We start from the raw sequence: 18,380 nt of genomic DNA, 5'->3' as shown, positions 1-18,380 counted from the left end.
CGACCGCAGTGTTTAGCGTCCGGAGAACTGGGGAACGTTGCGGGTATGGGAGGAACCGGAACGTTGAAGGCGGTCCTGTTTGACCGCGATGGAACACTTGTCGTTGACGTGCCATACAACGGCGACCCGAAGCTGGTGCAGCCCATGGATGGTGCCCTGTCCGCCCTCGAACGAGTGCGTCGGGCTGGACTGGCCACCGGAGTGGTAACCAACCAATCGGGCGTGGCCCGTGGACTGGTGACCCTGGACCAGGTCATGTCAGTGAATCAGCGGGTGGATGAACTCCTGGGCCCGTTCGATGTGTGGGAAATCTGCCCACATGGCCCGAAGGACGGATGCGACTGCCGCAAGCCCGCCCCCGGCATGATTCTGGGAGCCTGCAGCACGCTGGGTCTCTTGCCGGAGGAAGTCGCTTTCGTTGGCGACATCGGCGCAGACATGGAAGCGGCCGCCGCAGCGGGTGCCCGGAGTGTGTTGGTGCCAACGGACGTGACCCGGCACGAAGAAATCGCCGCCGCCCGCTTTGTTGCCGAGGACTTGGGCCAAGCAGTGGACCTCGTGCTCTCCGGGGCACTTGAAGAACAGGACACCCGTGTATGAGCCGGGTTTTGGTGGCCCGGCTGGACAGCATGGGCGATGTGCTCCTCTCCGGGCCTGCCCTGCGCGCTGTGGCGAACGGAAGCCGGCCCGATGGGAGCCGGCCGAATGACGTGGTCCTGCTGTGCGGACCTGAAGGCGCAAGCGCGGGCGGGATGCTGCCCGGCGTTACCCAAGTGCACGCATGGGCCTGCCCCTGGATTGTGAATCCCGCGCCCCCTGCCACGGAAGACACCACCAACGCATTGATCGAGTTCGTCCGCAGTTCCCGCATTGAGGAAGCCCTGATCCTCACCTCCTTCCACCAATCGCCGCTTCCGCTGGCGCTGTTGCTCCGCTTGGCCGGGGTCGGAAAGATCACGGGGGCTTCCACGGACTACGCCGGTTCGCTGCTGGACGTCCGGCTCAAACCAGGCGAGGACTTCCCCGAGGACCAGCCCGAAGCCGTCCGTGCCCTGGCGCTCGCCGATGCCGGAGGGTATGTCCTGCCCAACGGTGACGACGGCAAACTGCGGATCACGGCCGGCCCGGATCCGGACAAAACAGCTCAGGAACTGGCCAGCGAAGGCCCGTACATTGTGGTCCACCCCGGCGCGACAGCCCCCGCCCGGGCCTGGCCTGCGCTGCACAACGCAGCAACCGTGGAAGTCCTGCAAGCCTACGGACACCGGGTGGTGGTCACGGGGGGACCTGGCGAAACATCGCTCACGGCAACGGTCGCGGGGCCTTCGGCGAGGAACCTCGGGGGCGCAACCGACCTCCGCACGCTCGCAGCGGTACTCGCGGGCGCCGCCGTCGTTATTACGGGCAATACCGGTCCCGCCCATCTGGCCGCCGCGGTGGGCACCCCGGTGGTTTGCCTGTTCGCGCCGGTGGTTCCGGCGATCCGCTGGGCACCCTACGGCGTACCCATGGAGTTGCTGGGCGACCAGGAAGCCGCATGCAAGAACACCAGGGCCCGTACCTGCCCCGTGCCGGGGCATCCTTGCTTGAGCTCGGTCACCCCGGAGCAGGTCCTGGAGGCTGTCGAACGGTTGCTGGGGGGCGTGTCGTCGCTCTCCACCCGACGGAAGGTCTGGAAACCATGAGGATCCTGGTGTGGCACGTCCACGGCGGCTGGATGGAAGCGTTCGTCCGGGGCCGGCACGAATACCTCCTGCCGGCGTTGCCCGACGGCGGCCCTTGGGGTTTGGGGCGAGGGGGACGTGACTGGCCGGTCGCCGCCAAGGAAGTGGACCTGCGCACGCTGGACCCGGACAGTGTGGACGCCGTGGTCCTGCAACGGCCGGAGGAAATCGCAGCCGTCACCAAGGCCCTGCGCCGCCGCCCGGGGGTGGACGTTCCTGCGGTCTACCTGGAACACAACACCCCCAAGGGCGATGTCCCCTTTTCGCTCCATCCACTTGCCGACCAGGGAAGCATCCCTGTGGTCCACGTGACCCATTTCAACCAGCTCTTCTGGGATACGGGCTCGGCCCCCACTGCAGTGATCGAGCACGGGATTCCGGATCCGGGGCACCTCTACACCGGTGTGCGGGAGGAGATGGGCGTGGTGGTCAACGAGCCCGTCCGGCGTGGACGGGTCACCGGCACGGATTTGCTTCCGGGATTCGCCCGGGTTGGACCCCTGAGGGTCTTCGGGATGGGCACGGAAGCGTTGCCGTCCGCTTTGGACCTCGGCAGCCACGGCCTGGGCGGGGATCGACTCAGGATCTCGGGTGACCTTCCAGCCGCCCGCCTCCACCGGGAACTGGCCAGATGCCGTCTCTACCTGCACCCGCTGCGATGGACCTCGCTGGGACTTGCCCTGTTGGAGGCCATGCACCTGGGCATGCCGGTCGTTGCGCTCGCCACCACCGAAGCAGCCCGGGCAGTCCCGCACGGTACCGGCCTGGTGTCCAACGACGTCGACGATCTCCAAAAGTTCGCCCGGCGCCTCCTGGACGACCCGGACGACGCCTACGCGATCGGTTTGAGGGCCCGCCAGGCAGCACTTGAACGCTACGGACTGGGCAAATTCCTCCGGGCCTGGGACGAGCTCCTCGCCGATCTTCCCGCCAAGCATGGACAGCGCCCGCAAACCGGGCTCATACCGCGCAGCCACCACACCCAGGCCAGCCATGACACCGAGAGGATGCACCCATGAAAATCTCCATGGTCTCCGAACACGCCAGTCCGCTGGCCGCCCTGGGAGGTGTCGACGCCGGTGGACAAAACGTCCACGTAGCGGCGCTCTCTTCCAGCCTGGCTACCCGCGGCCACCACGTCACGGTCTACACGCGACGTGATGACCCCGATCTGCCGGCGAAGGTGCAGGTGGGGCCTGGACTCACTGTGGTGCACGTCGATGCGGGGCCCGCCCGGCGCATCCCCAAAGACGAGCTCCTGCCGTTCATGGGTGAGCTGGCGGACGGGATTTGTGCGGACTGGGGCGAGGACCTCCCGGATGTCGTGCACGCGCACTTCTGGATGTCCGGACTGGCCGCGATCCAGGCGTCCAGACGTGCCGGGGCCGCTGATCCCGTGCCCGTGGTCCAGACCTTCCACGCCCTTGGTTCGGTGAAGCGCCGCCACCAGGGCTCCGCGGACACCAGCCCACCGGCCCGGGCCTGGTTGGAGCCGTGGGTGGGCCGCACCGCAGACTGGGTCATCGCCACTTGCCCCGATGAAGTCTTCGAACTCAAGGCCCTGGGTATCAGCCGATCCAAAATCTCCATTGCCCCCTGCGGCGTGGACCTGACGCTGTTCCCCGGAACGTCCGACGCCGAACCCACCTCGCGCACGCGTCGGATCCTGAGCGTGGGACGCCTCGTGGAACGCAAGGGGGTGGACCTGATCATCCGCGCACTCCCTCTCCTGGCGGACGCAGGCTTCAACGATGTGGAGTTGCTGATTGTGGGCGGTTCCGGTGACGCGCTCACCCTGGAGGAAGACCCCGAAGCGCAGCGCCTCCATGCCCTGGCCAAGGAACTCGGTGTCGAAGACAAGGTGACCATGCGCGGACAGGTCCCCAGGGACGCGATGCCGGGTATTTTCCGCAGCGCCGACGCCGTGGTGTGCACCCCCTGGTATGAGCCGTTCGGGATCGTGCCGCTCGAGGCCATGGCCTGCGGGGTGCCCGTGGTCGCGGCCGCCGTGGGCGGACTCCGGGAGACCGTCGTCGACCAAAAAACGGGGCTGCATGTTCCGCCGCGGGACCCGGAAGCGATAGCCGAAGCACTGGGGAAACTACTCGCCGATCCTGCCCTTCGCACCGAAATGGGGCGAGCCGGCGCCCGCCGCGCCCGCTCGCGCTACACCTGGGACAGGATCGCCGCGGACACCGAGAAAGCCTACCGATCCGTCCTGGCTGCCGGCCTCTCCCGGCAAGCAGGCGATGGTGTGGAATCACTGGAAGGAACGGCCCTGTGACCATCAACAGCCCTGTGACCATCAAAAGCCCTGTGTCAGCCCCGGCACGGTGGACTCCCGAAACCGGCGGGCCCACCCACCAGAAAGCTGTGACAACGCACCTGGACAACGTCCTGCCCGCGCTTGAATCCCTGCGCTCGCAATCAGGGCGGTTGTGCGAATGGGGTACCGAACTCGCCAACCGGCTGTTGTCGGGCCAGCGGCTGCTGGCTGCGGGCAACGGCGGATCAGCTGCCGAAGCGCAGCACCTCACAGCTGAGCTTGTTGGCAGGTTCGACGACGAGCGGGCCCCTTTCTCTGCCATCTCCCTCCACGCCGAGTCCTCTGCTGTCACCGCGCTCTCCAACGACTACGGCTACGAGGAAGTGTTTGCCCGCCAGGTCAGGGCCCACGGCCGTGCGGGCGACATCCTGGTCCTCCTGTCCACCAGCGGCCGCAGCCCCAACCTGCTCAAAGCGGTGCGCGCTGCCAAGGAACGCGGCATCACCACCTGGGCCCTTACCGGAACCGGCCCCAATCCGCTCGCCGACGCCTGCGACCAGGCCATCACCGTGGACGCGATCGCCGCGAACGCGCAGGAAGGCCACCTGATCGCGGTGCACGCCGTCTGCCGGGCCTTCGACGCCGAGATCGCACGGCGGTCCGGCCCCTACACGGGCGGCCAGCCATGAGGATCACGGTGGTAGGCGACGTCCTCCTCGACGTGGACATCAATGGTGCCGCCACCCGGCTCAGCCCTGACGCCCCGGTGCCCGTGGTGGACGTCGCGGGCATCCGGCGCCGTGCGGGCGGAGCCGGCCTGGTGGCCACCGTCCTTGCCGGGGACGGCCACGACGTCACGCTGGTCACCGCGGTATCGGACGACGACGGCGCAAGCCACCTCAGGCGCGCACTGGCCGGCGTGTCGGTGCTCGCCGGCGACCCGCTGGCCCCTACCCCCACCAAGACCCGTGTGCGGATCGGGAGCCACCCGATGGTCCGTTTCGACGAAGGGTGTGCGCCGGCCCCCGTTCCGTCCAGCACCCCTGCAATGCTCGCGGCGATCACTTCCGCCGATGCGGTGGTCGTGGCGGACTATGGCCGTGGAATCACCGCCAACCCAGGGATTCGGGCGGCCTTGGCGGAGGTTGTCGGCCGCCTCCCGGTGGTGTGGGACCCGCATCCTGCCGGTTCGGAACCCGTGCCCGGAGTCGCCGTCGTAACCCCGAACCTGGCCGAAGCGCTCGCGTCCGCCAAAGCGGGGGGACTGAACCCCTCACGGACCGGTGCCGGCGAAGCCGCCGAGCACCTGCGGGAAAAATGGCAGAGCAATGCCGTGTTGGTGACCAGGGGCGAAGACGGGGCGGTGTTGGTCGAAACATCCGGTGGAACGGTGGACATCCCCGCGCCCAGGACATCGGTGAGCGATCCGTGCGGTGCAGGGGACCGGCTCGCGGGAAGCCTGGCCGTGTACCTGGGCCTGGGGCTCGAACTGCAGGAAGCCGCCGCGAGGGCCGTGGAGGATGCGTCGGCCTTCCTCGCCAAGGGAGGCGCGGCGGCGCTGCCTGAAGCGCCCGCGGTGAGTGCCGCCGTCGGACTTAACAACGTCGAACCGATACGCCCTGACAGCCACATCCGCGACGGCGTCCAACTCGCCCAATCCATCCGGGACGCGGGCGGAACGGTGGTGGCAACCGGCGGCTGTTTCGACCTGCTCCACGCCGGTCACGCCCGTACTTTGGCAGCCGCCCGGAACATGGGCGACTGCTTGATTGTCTGCCTCAACTCCGACGAATCCGTCAGCCGGCTCAAGGGTGCACACCGCCCCATCGTCAGCGTCGAGGACCGCGCGGAGTTGCTCCTTGCACTTGAATGCGTCGACGCCGTAGTGGTCTTCGACGAAGACACCCCCGAGGCCTGCCTCCAGGGGATCCGGCCCGACATCTGGGTCAAGGGCGGCGACTACGAACCCGACGAACTGCCGGAGGCCCGCCTTGTCGCGGGCTGGGGAGGGCGCTGCGTCACTGTGCCCTTCCACCCGGCACGCTCCACCAGCGGCCTGGCTGCAGCACTGGCCAAAGTCAGCTGACCCACGAGTTGGAAATCAACGAAAGGAACCGCATGAACACGCAAACACCTGGCCGCGTCATCGTCACTGGAGGCGGCTCCGGCCTGGGAGCAGCAATCGTGGAAGCCATCCGGGACGCCGGCGGTACGCCGTTCGTCTTCGACCGCGACGTCAGCAACGTCTCGGGTGCCAAAGCCCTGGAAGTGGACGTTTCCAACCGCGAAGCAGTGGAAGCTGCCGTTAAGGAAGCCGCCGACAGCCTGGGCGGCCTGGACGGGGTGGTCACCGCGGCAGGGATCGATCGTTGCGGGAAGCTGGGCGACGTCGCTGCGGAGGAATGGGAAAAGGTTATTGGAGTGAACCTCCTGGGTACCGTTTCCACCATCCGTGCGGCCCTGCCTTACCTCAAGGGATCCCGTGGCCGCGCGATCACCATCGCGTCGACGCTGGGCCTCAGGGCCTTGCCGGACGCCACCGCCTACTGTGCTTCGAAGTTCGGCGTGATCGGTTTCAGCCGGGCGCTCGCAGCGGAGACCGGGGGAGTCATTGGCGTCACCACCATCATCCCGGGCGGCATGAAGACCCACTTCTTCGACGATCGGGACGAACAGTACAAGCCGCAGGACGACTCCAAGCTCAATGACCCGGCCAACGTGGCCCAGGCAGTGGTGTTCGCACTCTCGCAGCCGTTCGGCAGTGAGGTGCGCGAACTCCTGATTACCCCCGCAGAAGAAGGCTCGTGGCCGTAAGGTCCAACACGTCCTGAACAACATCGGCCACGGCGATGCCCCTAATCAGGGTGTCGTCGTGGCCGCAGTGCGGCGCGGTCCAGCCCACTTGCGTTACATCCGCGCCGCAGCGTGGGCAGTGGGTCACCCACGACATGTGGACGCGGTGCAGGCCTCGTCCCCGCGGTGCGGCATTGAACGCGTTGCCCACCCAATAGATGCCAACGGTCGGGGTGCCCACGGCCTGCGCCAGATGCCGCGGACCGCTGTCGCTGGCAAGCATCACCGTTGCTTCGGCCAGGAGCGCCGCCAATTCACCGATGCCCAATTCGCCGGCCACTGACCGCAGTGCCTGCCGGTCCGTCGCCGGGAGTTGGCGAACCGCCAGCTCCGCGACTTCCTGGGCCAAAGCCTTCTCTGAGCGGTCGCCCACCACCAGCACCTGCGCACCTTCGGCCGCCAAGGCGGCAGCGGCATCGGCAAAGTTCGACGCCGGCCAACGACGCCGGGGATCGGTGGCACCCGGGTGGATAACCACCAAGGAACTCCGGGCTGGGTCCCGCAGGCCGGCAACGTCCTGCCGGTGGTCCGGGTGCGGCTGCAGCGGCGGTGGGACCACGGTGGGTGCCCCGGCGAGGCCCGCCACTTCCAGCCATCGGTCCGGTTCGTTCTGGTAGTAGACGTAATCGAGGTTCCGCTCCAGGGGCTGGGCATCCTTGGTGCGCGTGCCGACGGTGTGCCGCGCGCCCAGCTTGAGCAGGAAAGGATTGGAAAACCGTCCACCTCCGTGCATCTGGACGGCCAGGTCAAACGCTTCTGCGCGCATTGCCTCAAAGAATTGTTCCTGGGCGGCAACGTCTTCAGCGTCGTCGTCGAACCGCTCGCCGTTGCGGGGACCGTCGTGGACGCCGCGCGCCACAGGCAACATCACGACGTCGTCCACCGGCCCCGTGGTTGCGCCCGCGACTGCGGCATGGACAGGCGTCCCCAGGAGTGTGATGGTGGCATCCGGGTAGGCAATGTTCAGGGCATACAGGGCCGGGTAGGTATAAATCAGGTCCCCCAAGCCGCCACCCCTGAGGACGGCAATCCGCCTGACGTCGCCGAATTTTTCCAACACCGGTCCGATTCCGGGTGTGGGAGCCGTGGCCATGAGAACTTCCCTTCGTCGTCAATAGCGGAAACTCCAAGGCCGGCGTGTAAAGCCCGTGCCGCGGGGTACCTGTCGGGAACAGGAAACTGTCATCCAACCGGAAGGTACCCCATGGCACGCCTCTCCAATCAAGAAGGCCTGGCTGACTGGTTGCCAGCCCGCTTGGCCCAGGAACGTCCTGTTGTGACAGTCATCGGCGACTCCATCCTGGACGGCTGGTGGGATGGAACCATTGAACGGTTCTGCCGCGAAGCGCCCGCCCCGGTGGTCCAGGTGCAGCGCCGCGACTTTGCGCCCGGAGGGGCCGCCAACACAGCCATGAACCTGGCGGCGATGGGAGCGGAAGTACGGTTCGTCTCCGTTGTGGGAGAGGACGCCGCGGGCCTCCAGCTCCTCGAGCAGCTGGAGGATGCCGGCGTTGACGTTTCCCACGTCGTGTCACATCCGGAGATGGTCACCACCACCAAATACAGGGTCAGCAGCGGGGGACAAGTGATGCTGCGCTTGGATGACGCAGCCCCCGGGTTGCCGGTAGAAGGGCTCGAGGTGATGGCCGCGTTGGTGCCCGAGGCCATTGAGGGCGCTGCGGCCGTGGTGCTGTGCGATTACGGGGCGGGTGCCTTGTCAGGGCCGGTCCGCTCGGCGCTCCTTGGCCTGCTGGCACCCGCCAAGCGCCAGGACAGGCTGGTGGTTGTTGATGCCCACGATCCCGGTGCCTGGGCAGGGTTGAAGCCCCACCTCGCTACCCCGAATGCCCAGGAGGCCTCGCGGTTGCTCGGCGTCGAATTCCCGGGAGGTGCCGCGCGTTGCCCCTTCGTGGAGGCACATGCGGAGCAGCTCCTGCGCGCCTCCGGTGCGTCCGCCGTCGTCGTGACACTGGACCGGGAGGGGACGCTGACGGTGAAGTCCGGCCCCGACACCGAAGAGGTTGCCACCCACCGGACCTGGGCCCGTCCGCAAGCCGAGAAGCAGGCCTCAGGTGCGGGCGATACCTTCGTGGCTGCCTTGACCCTGGCCCGGGCGGCCGGTTTGCCGCTGACCACCAGCGTCGACCTTGCCCAGGCCGCTGCCGACGTCGTGGTCCACCGGCCAGGGACATCGGTGTGCACCACCGATGAACTGACGCATCACCTGAGCGGGTTCGCGGATACAGCGCTGACGGCAGGGGAGTTGGCCCGGCATGTTGAAGAGCATCGCCGTGAGGGCCGCAGGATCGTGCTGACCAACGGCTGCTTCGACGTCCTGCACCGTGGCCACACCCGCTACCTCAACCAGGCCAAGCAATTGGGGGACGTCCTGGTGGTCGCCCTGAACAGTGACTCATCCGTGCGGCAGCTCAAGGGACCGGACCGGCCCGTCAACCATGAAGCCGACCGGGCCGCAGTGATTGCTGCCCTCAGCTGCGTGGACCACGTAACGGTTTTCGACACTCCAACGCCTATTCCATTGATCGAGCTCCTCCGGCCGGACGTCTATGCCAAAGGCGGTGACTACACGCCGGAAATGTTGGCAGAAACGGCGGCTGTGGAACGTTGCGGCGGCACCGTGACCATCCTGGACTACGTGCCCGAGCACTCCACCACGGCCGTACTGGAACGCATCCGCTCCACGGGCGACAACCCGCAACCCTGAGGAATTCGCCATGCGCATTGTGATCACTGGAGCCACCGGACACGTCGGTACGGAAGTCTTGAAGCGGCTACAAGCGGCCCGTTCCGAGGAAGGCGCCGATCTTGAACTGGTGGGCGTGGTCCGCCGCCACCCTGACCAGGACGCTGCCCCGTACCGCGGCGTCGACTGGCGCACCTTGGACATCGGCGCCGCCGTGGACCAGCCGGCCTTGGATGCTGCATTGTCCGGAGCGGATGCCGTGGTGCACCTTGCCTGGTTGATCCAGCCAAACCACCACCGGGAAATGCTCCGGCAAACCAACGTGGCCGGAACGGCCCATGTTTTGGCTGCGGCACGGAAAGCCGGGGTTCGGCACATCGTGTGTGCGTCCTCGGTGGGAGCTTACTCGCCTGCTCCCAAGGACCAGCGAACCCAGGAGGGCTGGCCCGCGGCGGGGATTCCGAAGTCGCACTACAGCGTGGATAAGGCTGCGCAGGAGCGGCTGTTGGACGATTTCGCCAAGGACAATCCGGAGATTGTGGTGGCCCGGCTTCGTCCGGCATTGACCTTCAGTGCAGGAGCCGGGAGCGAGGTAGGGCGGTACTTCCTGGGCCGGATCCTGTCACGCTTGGTGCCTCCCAAACCGTGGTTCCCCCTGCTGGCCCTGCCCGAGGAACTGGTGTTCCAGGCGGTGCATGCGTCCGACGTCGCCGACGCCTACTGGCGTGTCCTCGAGCACAGGGCGGAGGGTGCCTTCAATATCGCCGCAGAGCCTGTCATCGACCCCAATGCCCTGGCATGGACCTTCAACGCCCGGCGGCTGCTGCCGTTCCCGCTCCCGGTGCTGCGCGCCGTCGTCGAGGTCAGTTGGCGGCTCCGCCTCCAGGCGACCGACGGCGGCTGGGTGGACATGGCCGCGAACGCGCCCATCATGGACACGGGACGCGCACGCAGGCTGCTGGGTTGGTCGCCGAAGCATTCATCGCTGGAATCCCTGGCCGAAATGCTGGACGGGCTGGGGACGGGGAAGGGTCGGAAAGCGTCACCGCCGCTCAAGCCCCGCTGACTTACTCGGCGGACAACACCACGGTGAGGATCCGCCGCAGGCTCATGGCCACCGACGCCGGTGCGTTCACCGGTGACTGTCCCGCGGCGGCCTCGGCCACTGCATCGCTCAGCGCGGATATCGAGTCCTTCGCCTCCGTCAACAGAGTGCCGAGTTCATCCGATTCGCCGTCCCGCCAATGGTCAATGACCAGGGCCGTGGACTCCAATGCGTCCGAAAGGTAGCCCACCACGGCGTCGGGGATGACCGTCCCCGCGTCCCTCTCCCAGATGGCGCTCGCAAGGACGTCGGTGATGTCCTGCACGTGGAACGTGAGCCGTTCGAGTGTCCGTAAACCAGCCAGGTCCCCAGGCAAACGGGTTGCCAAGCGGCGAGAGCGTGGGTTCGCCTTGGCACTCAGTTCGGCTTGGTGGACAGCAGTCCGGACTTCGGCGGCCGTCAGGGAAAGCTCGTCACTCCTGCTGGCCCACGCTTCATGGTTGGGTGGCCACGATTCCTCCATGGCCCGGGCCATGTCCTTGAGCTGCCGGGAGAGGGCGCCCTGGTGCCCACTGATGGCGGGGTCGATCGCGTCCAGGTGCAGCGGGGGAATCACCAACCAGTTCACGGCGAATCCCACCGTCACCCCCAGGGCCATTTGGAGGACGTACCCGAAGGAGAAGCCCTCTGCGTTCGAGCCGCCCAGCACCAGCACGAACAGTGCAGCCATGGGGATCCAGTCCGAACCCGATCCCAGGCGTGGAAGTCCTCCGATCAGCACTCCCAGCCCTACCACCAATGCCACGGAGAAGGAGTTGGGTTCGGCAAAGGAAGTGACAACGAAAGCCATGCCGATCCCGAGGACCAGCCCGGCGAGGCTCTGCAACCCGTGTTTGGCGGAGTCCGCCACGGTGGGGTGCATGCTGACCAGTGCGCCCAACGGTGCGTAGTAGGGGTAGGCCGCGGCAGGACCGGGCATGTAGGGGGCAAGCCACCAGGCAAGACCTGCTGCAACCGCTGTTTTGGCAGCGAACAGGAGCCGGTGCCTGGTGATTGTTTTCCGAAGCGCGGGGATCAGCCGCCGCCTGTAGGGCATGTGGCTCATCGGTCCAACGTTCGCAGGTATTCCTGGAAGTGTCGAGCGGGATCATGCTGCATGTGATGCGACCATCTTTTCAAAATTGCGCGATTAGAACAGCGGCAAGCGGGTACACAACCATTGATAGTAACGATACTTACTATCCCGGCTGCTGTCCGCAGCCTGCCAACTGTGGAAAGAGAGCGACAATGACTGAGAGCCAATCGCCGCAGGACGGAAGCTTCGCGGCACCAAGGAACGGCGGCACCGCGGGTACCGAACCGTTTACCGGAAGCTACCTGGACTCGCCGGACGTGGAATTCGACACCGCAGGAACCACCACCAGCGCTCCGGGCACCGGAACTGACAACTCCGGCAAGGTTGACGCTGCAAAGCAGGAAGCCGCAGGAGTGGCCGGCGCCGTCGGTGATGCTGCCGGTGGAGTGGTCGATACCGCCAAGACCGAGGCTGGCCACGTGGCCCAGGAGGTCAAGGTGAACGCCCGGCAACTGCTCACCCAGACCAAGGGCGAGTTGTCCGACCAAGCACAGGCCCAGCAGCAGCGCGTTGCCGAAGGCCTGCGCTCCATCTCCGACGAACTGTCCACCATGGCCAATTCGACGAATAACGGTGGTGTCGCCACGGACTTGGTCCAGCAGGCGGCCCAGCGTTCGTCCTCGATTGCCCACTGGCTGGAGAGCCGGGATCCCGGTTCCCTGCTGGACGAAGTCAAGGGCTTCGCACGCCGCAAGCCCGGAACCTTCCTGTTGCTGGCCGCCGGAGCCGGTGTCCTCGCCGGTCGTCTGGGTCGTGGCATGGCAGGCGACGCCACCGAATCCGCCTCAACCAGCGGCACTGCTGCTGCCGGGACGCCGCGGGCTGCGTATTACCCCACCCAGGGCGTGCCCTCCCAGGGCGGCGCCGTTACCCCGCCGGCCGTTGACCTGCCGGGACCCACCACTACCACCGCGGGATACGGTTCGGCCACCACCACCGGATACGACGCCGGAACCACGGGATACGACGCTGGAACCACGGGCGGCTACGACGGATCCACGCTTCCCTACCCGGAGACCGACGCCGGCGGCGTCAAGGCGCAGGGCGACCCGCTGGCTGGCCCCCTTGATCCCGACGGCCTTGAGCGCCCCGACGATCCCCAGTACGGAGGTCACCGATGAGTAGTCCTGCCGACCTGCCTCCCACAACAACCGCGCACGAGAAGGCTGAAACCCTTCCCCTGGGCGAGCTGTTGAGCGACCTGACGCGCGACGTTTCCACGTTGATGCGCCAGGAAGTGGAGCTGGCCAAGGCGGAACTCAAGGAGTCCGCCACCAAGGCTGGCAAGGGCGCGGGAATGCTGGGCGGTGCAGCTTACGCCGGCCACATCACCGTACTTTTCCTGTCCATTGCCCTCTGGTGGGCTTTGGGCCAGCTCATTGGCCTCGGATGGTCCGCCGTTGTTGTGGCGGTTATCTGGGGAATCGTCGCTGCCGTGCTGGCCTCCATGGGCCGCAAGGAACTGAAGACCATCAACGGCATGCCGCGTACGGCCGAAACCGTCAAGGAAATACCCCCCGCTTTGAAACCGAACACTGAGGAGACACGATGACGCAGAACCCCGACGCCCTGCGCGCCGATATCGAAGAAACTCGCCGGCGGCTGAGCACCAACGTTGACGCCGTGGCGGATAAGGTCACCCCGTCGCACATCGTCAACCGCCGGGTGGACAGGATGAAGACGGCCGTGTTCGGTGCCCGCGACGACGTCTCTGATGCTGCAGGCAACGTCGCGCACCGGGCCGGGGATGCCGTTTCAGGCGTCGCTGACAATGTCTCCGGTGCCGTCTCGGATCTGGGCGACGCACCGCAGGTGCTGAAGAGCAAGGCCCAAGGCAGCCCGATCGCCGCGGGGCTCATCGCCTTCGGTGCAGGCCTCTTGGTGTCAGCGCTGTTCCCGCCGTCGGAGAAGGAACGCGAAGCCGCCCACGCCCTTAAGGACGCGGCCCAGCCGCTCACCGATGAATTGAGCCACGCTGCGCAGGAAGTGGCCGAGCACCTCAAGGAACCTGCCCAGGACGCGATGCAGAACGTCAAGGACAGCGCCACCGAAGCAGCGGCAAACGTCAAGGACGAAGGGCAGGCCGCGGCCGCCGACGTTCAGGACCGCGCCACCGCAGCAAAGGACAACATCAGCAACCAGTAGTCCGCTGATTTAGCCAAGCGAGTGACAGCAAACGCCCTTCTGACCGTTCTGAAGGGCGTTAGCTGTCACTCAGTTCTGCTTTAAGGGGTGCGTCAGCGCACTTCCAGGATCATTTGCAGCAAACGTGCGGCGGCCGGGCGGGCTGCATGCTCTTCGGCCCACTGCGCGCGGGCCAGCGTCTTGCTGACCGCCTGGGTGGAGATGCCAAGTTCCTGCGCAACCGTCTTCTGCTGGCCGCGTACCCCGGGCGTCAACAGGTCCAGCACGCGCCATTCCGCGGCACTTCGGTGTTGCACAATGTGCCCGAGGAGCCGCAGCACAGCCTCGGCTTCGGAGGCCAGCGCCGTGAGGGGGCCGTCCACCGCCACCGGAATGCGTTCCTTGCCGTTACGCAAACGGTCCACAGCCCGTCGGGCATAGACGAGCCCATGCCCGGAAGCATCCCGGACCAGGTTGGGCATCGGCTCGTTGATCGGCCCCACCCCGATCCCCACGTACCACTGGCTGGACCGAAGGGCGATCAACGCCGTCTCCACGGCCTGATGGCTGGACTCGACAATGCCCTGCACTTCATCCTCCACCGAACGGTCGAAATCCAACCGCGCTGGTATGTGGCGAAGGTCCTTGAGCAACTGGGGCACAAGGTCGCCGTCGCGGCGGCTGTCGCGTTGGTTGATGGTGAGAGTGAACATAGTGGATCACATGCTACCGGCTGGTAGCGGCTCTGCAAGGGGAAAATTTGCCTGTTACTTTGTCTGGAGCGGCGCTTCCGGCTAGCCCAGTGCGGTGCGTTCGGTCAGCACGACGGCGGGAAGCGCGCCTGCCGCTGCAAGGTCGGCGCCAGGTATTCCGGTCTGGCGCAAACAGGTGTGGACCGCGCCCACCATGGCTTCCAGGTCTTCGTTCGTGGCGAACACCCAGAAGGTTTCGCGTGCCCGGAACACCAGTGCGTTGACTCCGCCTGCTCCCAGCGACACCTTCTGCTTCGCCACCAGGCGCCGCTCCGGATCAGTGCCGTCCAGGGTGGTCACCACTTTGAGGGACGCGGGAGCTATGTCAGCCCAGGGGAACAGCAGCAGGGTGTGTTTTTGAGAGTATTTGGCGACTATCCCGCCGTCGAACACCAAGAGCTTTCGGAAGCTGCCCAGCAACGTCATGGACCAGAGCACAAGCCCGGTGAGGATGCTGGTGAGGACATAGAAGAGGGGATCGTTGAAGTGGCCGGCCTCCCGCGTGGAGCGGATGGGGCTGACGAACTCAGCGATGGCCCCGAACACGAACCCCACCACCAGGCAGGGAACAAGGACCTTCCAGAAGATGCGCCGGGAAGAAGCTACGTAGCGGAGCCGCCCAAGCTGGGGTTCCAGCCGCCGCTCGACGCGGCGGACCAGCCAGTTACGGCCGCGCATCCGGCCGCTGGCCGTAAAGGTTGGGGAGGCCTTCCTGTTCCGCGGCTGCGGCTTTTTGGGCGGCGGCAGCTTTGGGGTCCGGGATTGGCGGCATTCCTTGGGCCAGGCCGGAGCGACGGTCGATGGCGGCGAACTTGGGATCCCAGGTGTCGCCCGATCCGCCACTGAAGGCTGCGGCGATGACCATCACCACGAAGAACGGGAAGAAGGACCAGCAAATGGCCCGCCAACCACCCAACCAGGCGCCCGCCGTCGTTCCGTCCTTGATCCGCACGGAGCGCATACCGGCAGCGGCGTCGCCGACGCTTCCCACGGTTCCCCAGATCATGCCGTAGACGAACAGGCCAACGAACCACAGAACCACGTAGATGGTCAGCCAGGCGCCGTCGTTGTAGCCCAGCGCGGAGCCGCTGTTCATCATGGATTGACGCACTACGGCAGCAATGACCGCCAGCACGGAGTACCCCACCAGGAATACGATCGCATCCAGGACCCGGCCCCAGAAATGCGCGGTCCCCGAGGCTTTGACGAAGTACGCCCAGGTGTCGGTGTGGCGCCGGACGGCACGGCCGTTGGCGGCGTCAACCAGTCCGGTGGCGGTGGTGGACTTCGGATTGCTCATGAGGGGCTTTCGGCTCGACGGCGGTAGGCAGCGTGGGTGGGAATCGTCAGGCCAGTCCGGCGAGCCCGCCGAGGACGCTGGCCAGGGATGCCTGGGACGTTTCCTTCAGCTCAAGGGTGACGGTCTCGCCTGTGACCCGGGGTGTCAGGACGCGGACGCCCGACGGGCCCGTGTAGACGGTAACGGTGGGAAACTCGTCTGTGTCGGCGTTGAATGCCACCACGTTGCTGGCAGCCTGGGTGTCTGCAAGTGCGGTGGCCGCGTGCTCCTCGAACTGGGGTTCCGTGTACACGGTCGGGGCGGTGTCGCGCTGGGCTGCCTTCTCCGGGTCCACGAATTCGGCCAACCGGGGCACCAGCTGTTCGCGGGTCACGGCGGTGAAGCCGTGGAGTCCGCCTTCATCCACTTCTTCGAGGAGGGCGCCGTCGTCATGGAGGTAGCCGTACAGCCAGCGCTTGCCGGTGGATACGGTGCGCTCAATGGAGATCACGCTGCTGCCGCTGCGCCGCAGGGTCAGGGCGCCGGTGATGTCCTCTGTTGCATGGAGACGGGAGGGCTCCGTCTCGCCCTCAAAAATCACCGGGTACACGAGCTCCTTCGCCAGCAGCCCGCGCAAAGCGATGGCACACATCAGTTCCTTGTTGGCATCCTGGGCAGAGAGCCAGGGCGTGGCCACCAGTTGCTCATGCTGGACGCCGTCCAGGGCCACCACTTCTTCGTCGGTCAACGTGGGCAGCGGCGTTCCCGTGGCAGTGGCTGATGCCAGTACCTTGGCGGCGGCCTCAATGTCCCGCTGGGTCCATTTCATGGTGCTGGTGGTCATCCGAATATCCCTCCGACAAAGTTTCCAACTGACTTGGCGGCATTACCGACCCCGTCTGCCACCTTACTGCCTACGTCCTTGGCGAAACCCGCCACCTCCTTGGCGCCGTCGGCTATGTAGCTGCCGGGGTTCCGCGCGAAGTTGGAGATGGAGTCCCAGTTGTCCGCTACGAGGTTGCCCAGCGCCCATGCTCCGGCAACGATTCCGGCCCCGATCACGATCGGGGCACCGATGGGTCCAAGAAGCGCAGCGCCGCCGGCGGTCATGAGCATGATGCTGCCCACGCCGCCCACCACGGACAGGCCTCCGGCTACCCGGTCGCCGGTACCGCGCCAGCCGTCGTGCTCGGGGTTGATCATGTCGCTGATGCCGCCCACGATGTTCAGCGGTGCGGCCAATGCGCCCGCCACGCGAAGGCCTTTGGAGAACTTGCTCGCGTCCTGGAACGCCTGGCTGTAAGGGATGTTGGCTTTGAGGTCCGTGAGGACGTCGGTGACTTTCTCGCCATTGCGCAACGCCGTCAGGGCATCGCGGACAACGGTTCCGCCGGCACGCCAGTTGGTGAGGACTTCGCGCGTCTTGACCCATTCCGCGTGGCCCAGCTTGCCGTACTTGTAGGCCGTCCAGAGCTGGGCTGCCAGGTCCTTGACGCCCATGCCGCTGTCGTAGACGTCCTTCAGGACTCCCACAGAAGTACCGGAGCCGTCGTTGTGGCTGGCGAATTCCTGCTGGTTGGCGTGCTTCTTCAGCTGGCTCGCGTTTTCGCGCAGCATGTTTGCGGCCTTCATCAGGCTCTGCCGGTGCTGGCTGTTCCACTCGCCCTTGAACACTGTGGCGTCCCTGCCCTGCCACGCCGTCGTGGAGTTGATGGCATTGGACAATTGCGTGCCTTGCAGGCTGATGGCGTCGGCAGCTTTGCCCATGACGCCTGCCAGACTGCGAAGCTGTGCGATGTCCGCACCGTAGAACCCAGCCATGAGGTACCCCCTGTTTACATGCAGTGAAAAGTCTCGTCCCAGCCTAAAGGGACCAACGGCATGTCGCGATGGGGAGCGGTGCCCATCCATTCGTTAAAGAACGACGGCGGCTGGTGGGGTTCACGGGGAACCGCACCAACCGCCGTCGTACGTTAAAAACGCAAAAATCAGTGTCCCGCAGCCGGAACGTAACGCTTGATGGAAGCTTCCAGCTCGGCTTCGGCAGCGGCGCGGTCGCCCCAGCCCTCGGCCTTGACCCACTTGCCGGGCTCCAGGTCCTTGTAGCGCGTGAAGAAGTGCTCGATTTCCTTGATCAGGAACTCGCTGACGTCGCTGACTTCCTGGATGTGGTCGAAGCGTGCGTCAACCGGGACGCAGAGGACCTTGGCGTCTCCGCCGCCGTCGTCGGTCATGTTGAAGACGCCGATGGGGCGGGACTCAACGATGACGCCCGGGTGGAGGTCGAAGTCCTGCAGGAGCACCAGTGCGTCCAAAGGATCGCCGTCTTCGCCCAGGGTGTTCTCGAAGAAACCGTAGTGCGTGGGGTACTGCATGGAGGTGAACAGGACGCGGTCCAGGCGGACACGGCCGGTTTCGTGGTCAACTTCGTACTTGACGCGCGATCCCTTGGGGATCTCGATGGTCACGTCGTGCTTCATGGAATGCTCCTTGACGGG

At 66.1% G+C, this 18,380-nt stretch carries 20 protein-coding genes; 12 read left to right on the top strand and 8 right to left on the bottom strand.

What is annotated here, in order from left to right; all coding sequences use genetic code 11:
* The first annotated feature begins 45 nt into the window (after positions 1-45).
* From ACNQOP_RS05775 to ACNQOP_RS05745, 7 genes are read left to right on the top strand one after another with little or no spacing between them, the layout of a single operon-like run.
* Positions 46-600: a D-glycero-alpha-D-manno-heptose-1,7-bisphosphate 7-phosphatase gene (locus ACNQOP_RS05775; protein WP_416403633.1), complete on the top strand. Its 555-nt coding sequence runs from the start codon at positions 46-48 to the stop codon at positions 598-600.
* The gene (locus tag ACNQOP_RS05770; RefSeq protein ID WP_416403632.1) at positions 597-1,685 is read left to right on the top strand and encodes a glycosyltransferase family 9 protein; all 1,089 of its coding nucleotides are present in this window, start codon (positions 597-599) and stop codon (positions 1,683-1,685) included. Before ACNQOP_RS05775 ends, ACNQOP_RS05770 begins: the two co-directional genes overlap by 4 nt.
* Positions 1,682-2,743 carry a glycosyltransferase gene (locus ACNQOP_RS05765; protein WP_416403631.1) on the top strand — a complete coding sequence of 354 codons (1,062 nt, stop codon included), beginning with the start codon at positions 1,682-1,684 and terminating at the stop codon, positions 2,741-2,743. The genes ACNQOP_RS05770 and ACNQOP_RS05765 overlap by 4 nt, the downstream gene beginning before the upstream one ends.
* A complete protein-coding gene (locus tag ACNQOP_RS05760; protein WP_416403630.1) occupies positions 2,740-4,008 on the top strand; it encodes a glycosyltransferase in 1,269 nt (422 codons plus the stop codon). Before ACNQOP_RS05765 ends, ACNQOP_RS05760 begins: the two co-directional genes overlap by 4 nt.
* Positions 4,005-4,679: a D-sedoheptulose-7-phosphate isomerase gene (locus tag ACNQOP_RS05755; RefSeq protein WP_416403629.1), complete on the top strand. Its 675-nt coding sequence runs from the start codon at positions 4,005-4,007 to the stop codon at positions 4,677-4,679. Before ACNQOP_RS05760 ends, ACNQOP_RS05755 begins: the two co-directional genes overlap by 4 nt.
* On the top strand, positions 4,676-6,076 hold the full coding sequence (locus ACNQOP_RS05750) for a PfkB family carbohydrate kinase (RefSeq protein ID WP_416403628.1): 1,401 nt from the start codon (positions 4,676-4,678) through the stop codon (positions 6,074-6,076). The genes ACNQOP_RS05755 and ACNQOP_RS05750 overlap by 4 nt, the downstream gene beginning before the upstream one ends.
* 32 nt (positions 6,077-6,108) lie before the next feature.
* The gene (locus ACNQOP_RS05745; protein WP_235517991.1) at positions 6,109-6,804 is read left to right on the top strand and encodes an SDR family oxidoreductase; all 696 of its coding nucleotides are present in this window, start codon (positions 6,109-6,111) and stop codon (positions 6,802-6,804) included.
* Here the strand turns inward: ACNQOP_RS05745 and ACNQOP_RS05740 are convergent.
* A complete protein-coding gene (locus tag ACNQOP_RS05740; RefSeq protein ID WP_416403627.1) occupies positions 6,773-7,936 on the bottom strand; it encodes a glycosyltransferase family 9 protein in 1,164 nt (387 codons plus the stop codon). The genes ACNQOP_RS05745 and ACNQOP_RS05740 overlap by 32 nt on opposite strands.
* A 111-nt stretch (positions 7,937-8,047) precedes the next feature.
* Between ACNQOP_RS05740 and rfaE2 the strand changes: the two genes are divergently transcribed.
* Together rfaE2 and ACNQOP_RS05730 are read left to right on the top strand one after the other, a co-directional pair.
* On the top strand, positions 8,048-9,568 hold the full coding sequence (gene rfaE2 / locus ACNQOP_RS05735; RefSeq protein WP_416403626.1) for a D-glycero-beta-D-manno-heptose 1-phosphate adenylyltransferase: 1,521 nt from the start codon (positions 8,048-8,050) through the stop codon (positions 9,566-9,568).
* A gap of 10 nt (positions 9,569-9,578) precedes the next feature.
* Positions 9,579-10,613, top strand: a complete 1,035-nt coding sequence (locus ACNQOP_RS05730) for an NAD-dependent epimerase/dehydratase family protein (protein ID WP_416403625.1) — start codon at positions 9,579-9,581, stop codon at positions 10,611-10,613.
* A 1-nt stretch (position 10,614) separates the two neighbouring features.
* Here ACNQOP_RS05730 and ACNQOP_RS05725 read toward each other — a convergent pair whose 3' ends face one another.
* Complete coding sequence (locus ACNQOP_RS05725; RefSeq protein ID WP_257370051.1) at positions 10,615-11,697, bottom strand: FUSC family protein; 1,083 nt, start codon at positions 11,695-11,697, stop codon at positions 10,615-10,617.
* A gap of 182 nt (positions 11,698-11,879) precedes the next feature.
* Here ACNQOP_RS05725 and ACNQOP_RS05720 point away from each other — a divergent pair, with 182 nt between their 5' ends.
* Genes ACNQOP_RS05720 through ACNQOP_RS05710 form a run of 3 tightly spaced genes read left to right on the top strand, consistent with a single transcriptional unit; the run spans position 11,880 to position 13,872 of the window.
* Complete coding sequence (locus ACNQOP_RS05720) at positions 11,880-12,848, top strand: hypothetical protein (protein WP_416403624.1); 969 nt, start codon at positions 11,880-11,882, stop codon at positions 12,846-12,848.
* Complete coding sequence (locus tag ACNQOP_RS05715; protein ID WP_257370053.1) at positions 12,845-13,279, top strand: phage holin family protein; 435 nt, start codon at positions 12,845-12,847, stop codon at positions 13,277-13,279. Before ACNQOP_RS05720 ends, ACNQOP_RS05715 begins: the two co-directional genes overlap by 4 nt.
* Complete coding sequence (locus tag ACNQOP_RS05710) at positions 13,276-13,872, top strand: DUF3618 domain-containing protein (RefSeq protein ID WP_284987207.1); 597 nt, start codon at positions 13,276-13,278, stop codon at positions 13,870-13,872. Before ACNQOP_RS05715 ends, ACNQOP_RS05710 begins: the two co-directional genes overlap by 4 nt.
* Positions 13,873-13,964: 92 nt before the next feature.
* On the opposite strand, the gene ACNQOP_RS05705 is transcribed toward ACNQOP_RS05710, so the two are convergent.
* The 6 genes from ACNQOP_RS05705 to ACNQOP_RS05680 all read right to left on the bottom strand — a co-directional run bounded on the left by ACNQOP_RS05705 (position 13,965) and on the right by ACNQOP_RS05680 (position 18,362).
* A complete protein-coding gene (locus ACNQOP_RS05705; RefSeq protein WP_416403623.1) occupies positions 13,965-14,564 on the bottom strand; it encodes a hypothetical protein in 600 nt (199 codons plus the stop codon).
* Positions 14,565-14,645: 81 nt separating this feature from the next.
* Positions 14,646-15,281 (bottom strand): hypothetical protein, encoded by a 636-nt coding sequence (locus ACNQOP_RS05700; protein WP_416403622.1) that lies wholly within the window; start codon positions 15,279-15,281, stop codon positions 14,646-14,648.
* Positions 15,268-15,903, bottom strand: coding sequence for a hypothetical protein (locus ACNQOP_RS05695; protein WP_416403621.1), 636 nt, complete (start codon positions 15,901-15,903; stop codon positions 15,268-15,270). Before ACNQOP_RS05695 ends, ACNQOP_RS05700 begins: the two co-directional genes overlap by 14 nt.
* A 46-nt stretch (positions 15,904-15,949) precedes the next feature.
* A complete protein-coding gene (locus ACNQOP_RS05690) occupies positions 15,950-16,726 on the bottom strand; it encodes a hypothetical protein (RefSeq protein WP_416403620.1) in 777 nt (258 codons plus the stop codon).
* Entirely contained in the window at positions 16,723-17,703 is a 981-nt protein-coding gene (locus ACNQOP_RS05685) for a hypothetical protein (RefSeq protein ID WP_257370058.1), read from the bottom strand. The genes ACNQOP_RS05690 and ACNQOP_RS05685 overlap by 4 nt, the downstream gene beginning before the upstream one ends.
* Before the next feature lie 167 nt (positions 17,704-17,870).
* Positions 17,871-18,362, bottom strand: a complete 492-nt coding sequence (locus tag ACNQOP_RS05680) for an inorganic diphosphatase (protein ID WP_039239147.1) — start codon at positions 18,360-18,362, stop codon at positions 17,871-17,873.
* Positions 18,363-18,380 lie beyond the last annotated feature (18 nt).

Origin of the sequence: Arthrobacter sp. LFS091, from assembly GCF_047977885.1 — a bacterium.
In the GTDB taxonomy this organism is placed as follows: domain Bacteria; phylum Actinomycetota; class Actinomycetes; order Actinomycetales; family Micrococcaceae; genus Arthrobacter.
Note: the sequence above shows the minus strand (reverse complement) of the source record. Positions and strands in the feature narration are given on the sequence as shown.

What these genes read in the sequence shown, in the direction of transcription:
- ACNQOP_RS05775 (WP_416403633.1), top strand. Translation starts at nt 46, where the DNA reads ATGGGAGGAACCGGAACGTTGAAGGCGGTCCTGTTTGACCGCGATGGA.
- ACNQOP_RS05770 (WP_416403632.1), top strand. Translation starts at nt 597, where the DNA reads ATGAGCCGGGTTTTGGTGGCCCGGCTGGACAGCATGGGCGATGTGCTC.
- ACNQOP_RS05765 (WP_416403631.1), top strand. Translation starts at nt 1,682, where the DNA reads ATGAGGATCCTGGTGTGGCACGTCCACGGCGGCTGGATGGAAGCGTTC.
- ACNQOP_RS05760 (WP_416403630.1), top strand. Translation starts at nt 2,740, where the DNA reads ATGAAAATCTCCATGGTCTCCGAACACGCCAGTCCGCTGGCCGCCCTG.
- ACNQOP_RS05750 (WP_416403628.1), top strand. Translation starts at nt 4,676, where the DNA reads ATGAGGATCACGGTGGTAGGCGACGTCCTCCTCGACGTGGACATCAAT.
- ACNQOP_RS05745 (WP_235517991.1), top strand. Translation starts at nt 6,109, where the DNA reads ATGAACACGCAAACACCTGGCCGCGTCATCGTCACTGGAGGCGGCTCC.
- ACNQOP_RS05740 (WP_416403627.1), bottom strand. Translation starts at nt 7,936, where the DNA reads ATGGCCACGGCTCCCACACCCGGAATCGGACCGGTGTTGGAAAAATTC.
- rfaE2 (WP_416403626.1), top strand. Translation starts at nt 8,048, where the DNA reads ATGGCACGCCTCTCCAATCAAGAAGGCCTGGCTGACTGGTTGCCAGCC.
- ACNQOP_RS05730 (WP_416403625.1), top strand. Translation starts at nt 9,579, where the DNA reads ATGCGCATTGTGATCACTGGAGCCACCGGACACGTCGGTACGGAAGTC.
- ACNQOP_RS05725 (WP_257370051.1), bottom strand. Translation starts at nt 11,697, where the DNA reads ATGAGCCACATGCCCTACAGGCGGCGGCTGATCCCCGCGCTTCGGAAA.
- ACNQOP_RS05720 (WP_416403624.1), top strand. Translation starts at nt 11,880, where the DNA reads ATGACTGAGAGCCAATCGCCGCAGGACGGAAGCTTCGCGGCACCAAGG.
- ACNQOP_RS05715 (WP_257370053.1), top strand. Translation starts at nt 12,845, where the DNA reads ATGAGTAGTCCTGCCGACCTGCCTCCCACAACAACCGCGCACGAGAAG.
- ACNQOP_RS05710 (WP_284987207.1), top strand. Translation starts at nt 13,276, where the DNA reads ATGACGCAGAACCCCGACGCCCTGCGCGCCGATATCGAAGAAACTCGC.
- ACNQOP_RS05705 (WP_416403623.1), bottom strand. Translation starts at nt 14,564, where the DNA reads ATGTTCACTCTCACCATCAACCAACGCGACAGCCGCCGCGACGGCGAC.
- ACNQOP_RS05700 (WP_416403622.1), bottom strand. Translation starts at nt 15,281, where the DNA reads ATGCGCGGCCGTAACTGGCTGGTCCGCCGCGTCGAGCGGCGGCTGGAA.
- ACNQOP_RS05695 (WP_416403621.1), bottom strand. Translation starts at nt 15,903, where the DNA reads ATGAGCAATCCGAAGTCCACCACCGCCACCGGACTGGTTGACGCCGCC.
- ACNQOP_RS05690 (WP_416403620.1), bottom strand. Translation starts at nt 16,726, where the DNA reads ATGACCACCAGCACCATGAAATGGACCCAGCGGGACATTGAGGCCGCC.
- ACNQOP_RS05685 (WP_257370058.1), bottom strand. Translation starts at nt 17,703, where the DNA reads ATGGCTGGGTTCTACGGTGCGGACATCGCACAGCTTCGCAGTCTGGCA.
- ACNQOP_RS05680 (WP_039239147.1), bottom strand. Translation starts at nt 18,362, where the DNA reads ATGAAGCACGACGTGACCATCGAGATCCCCAAGGGATCGCGCGTCAAG.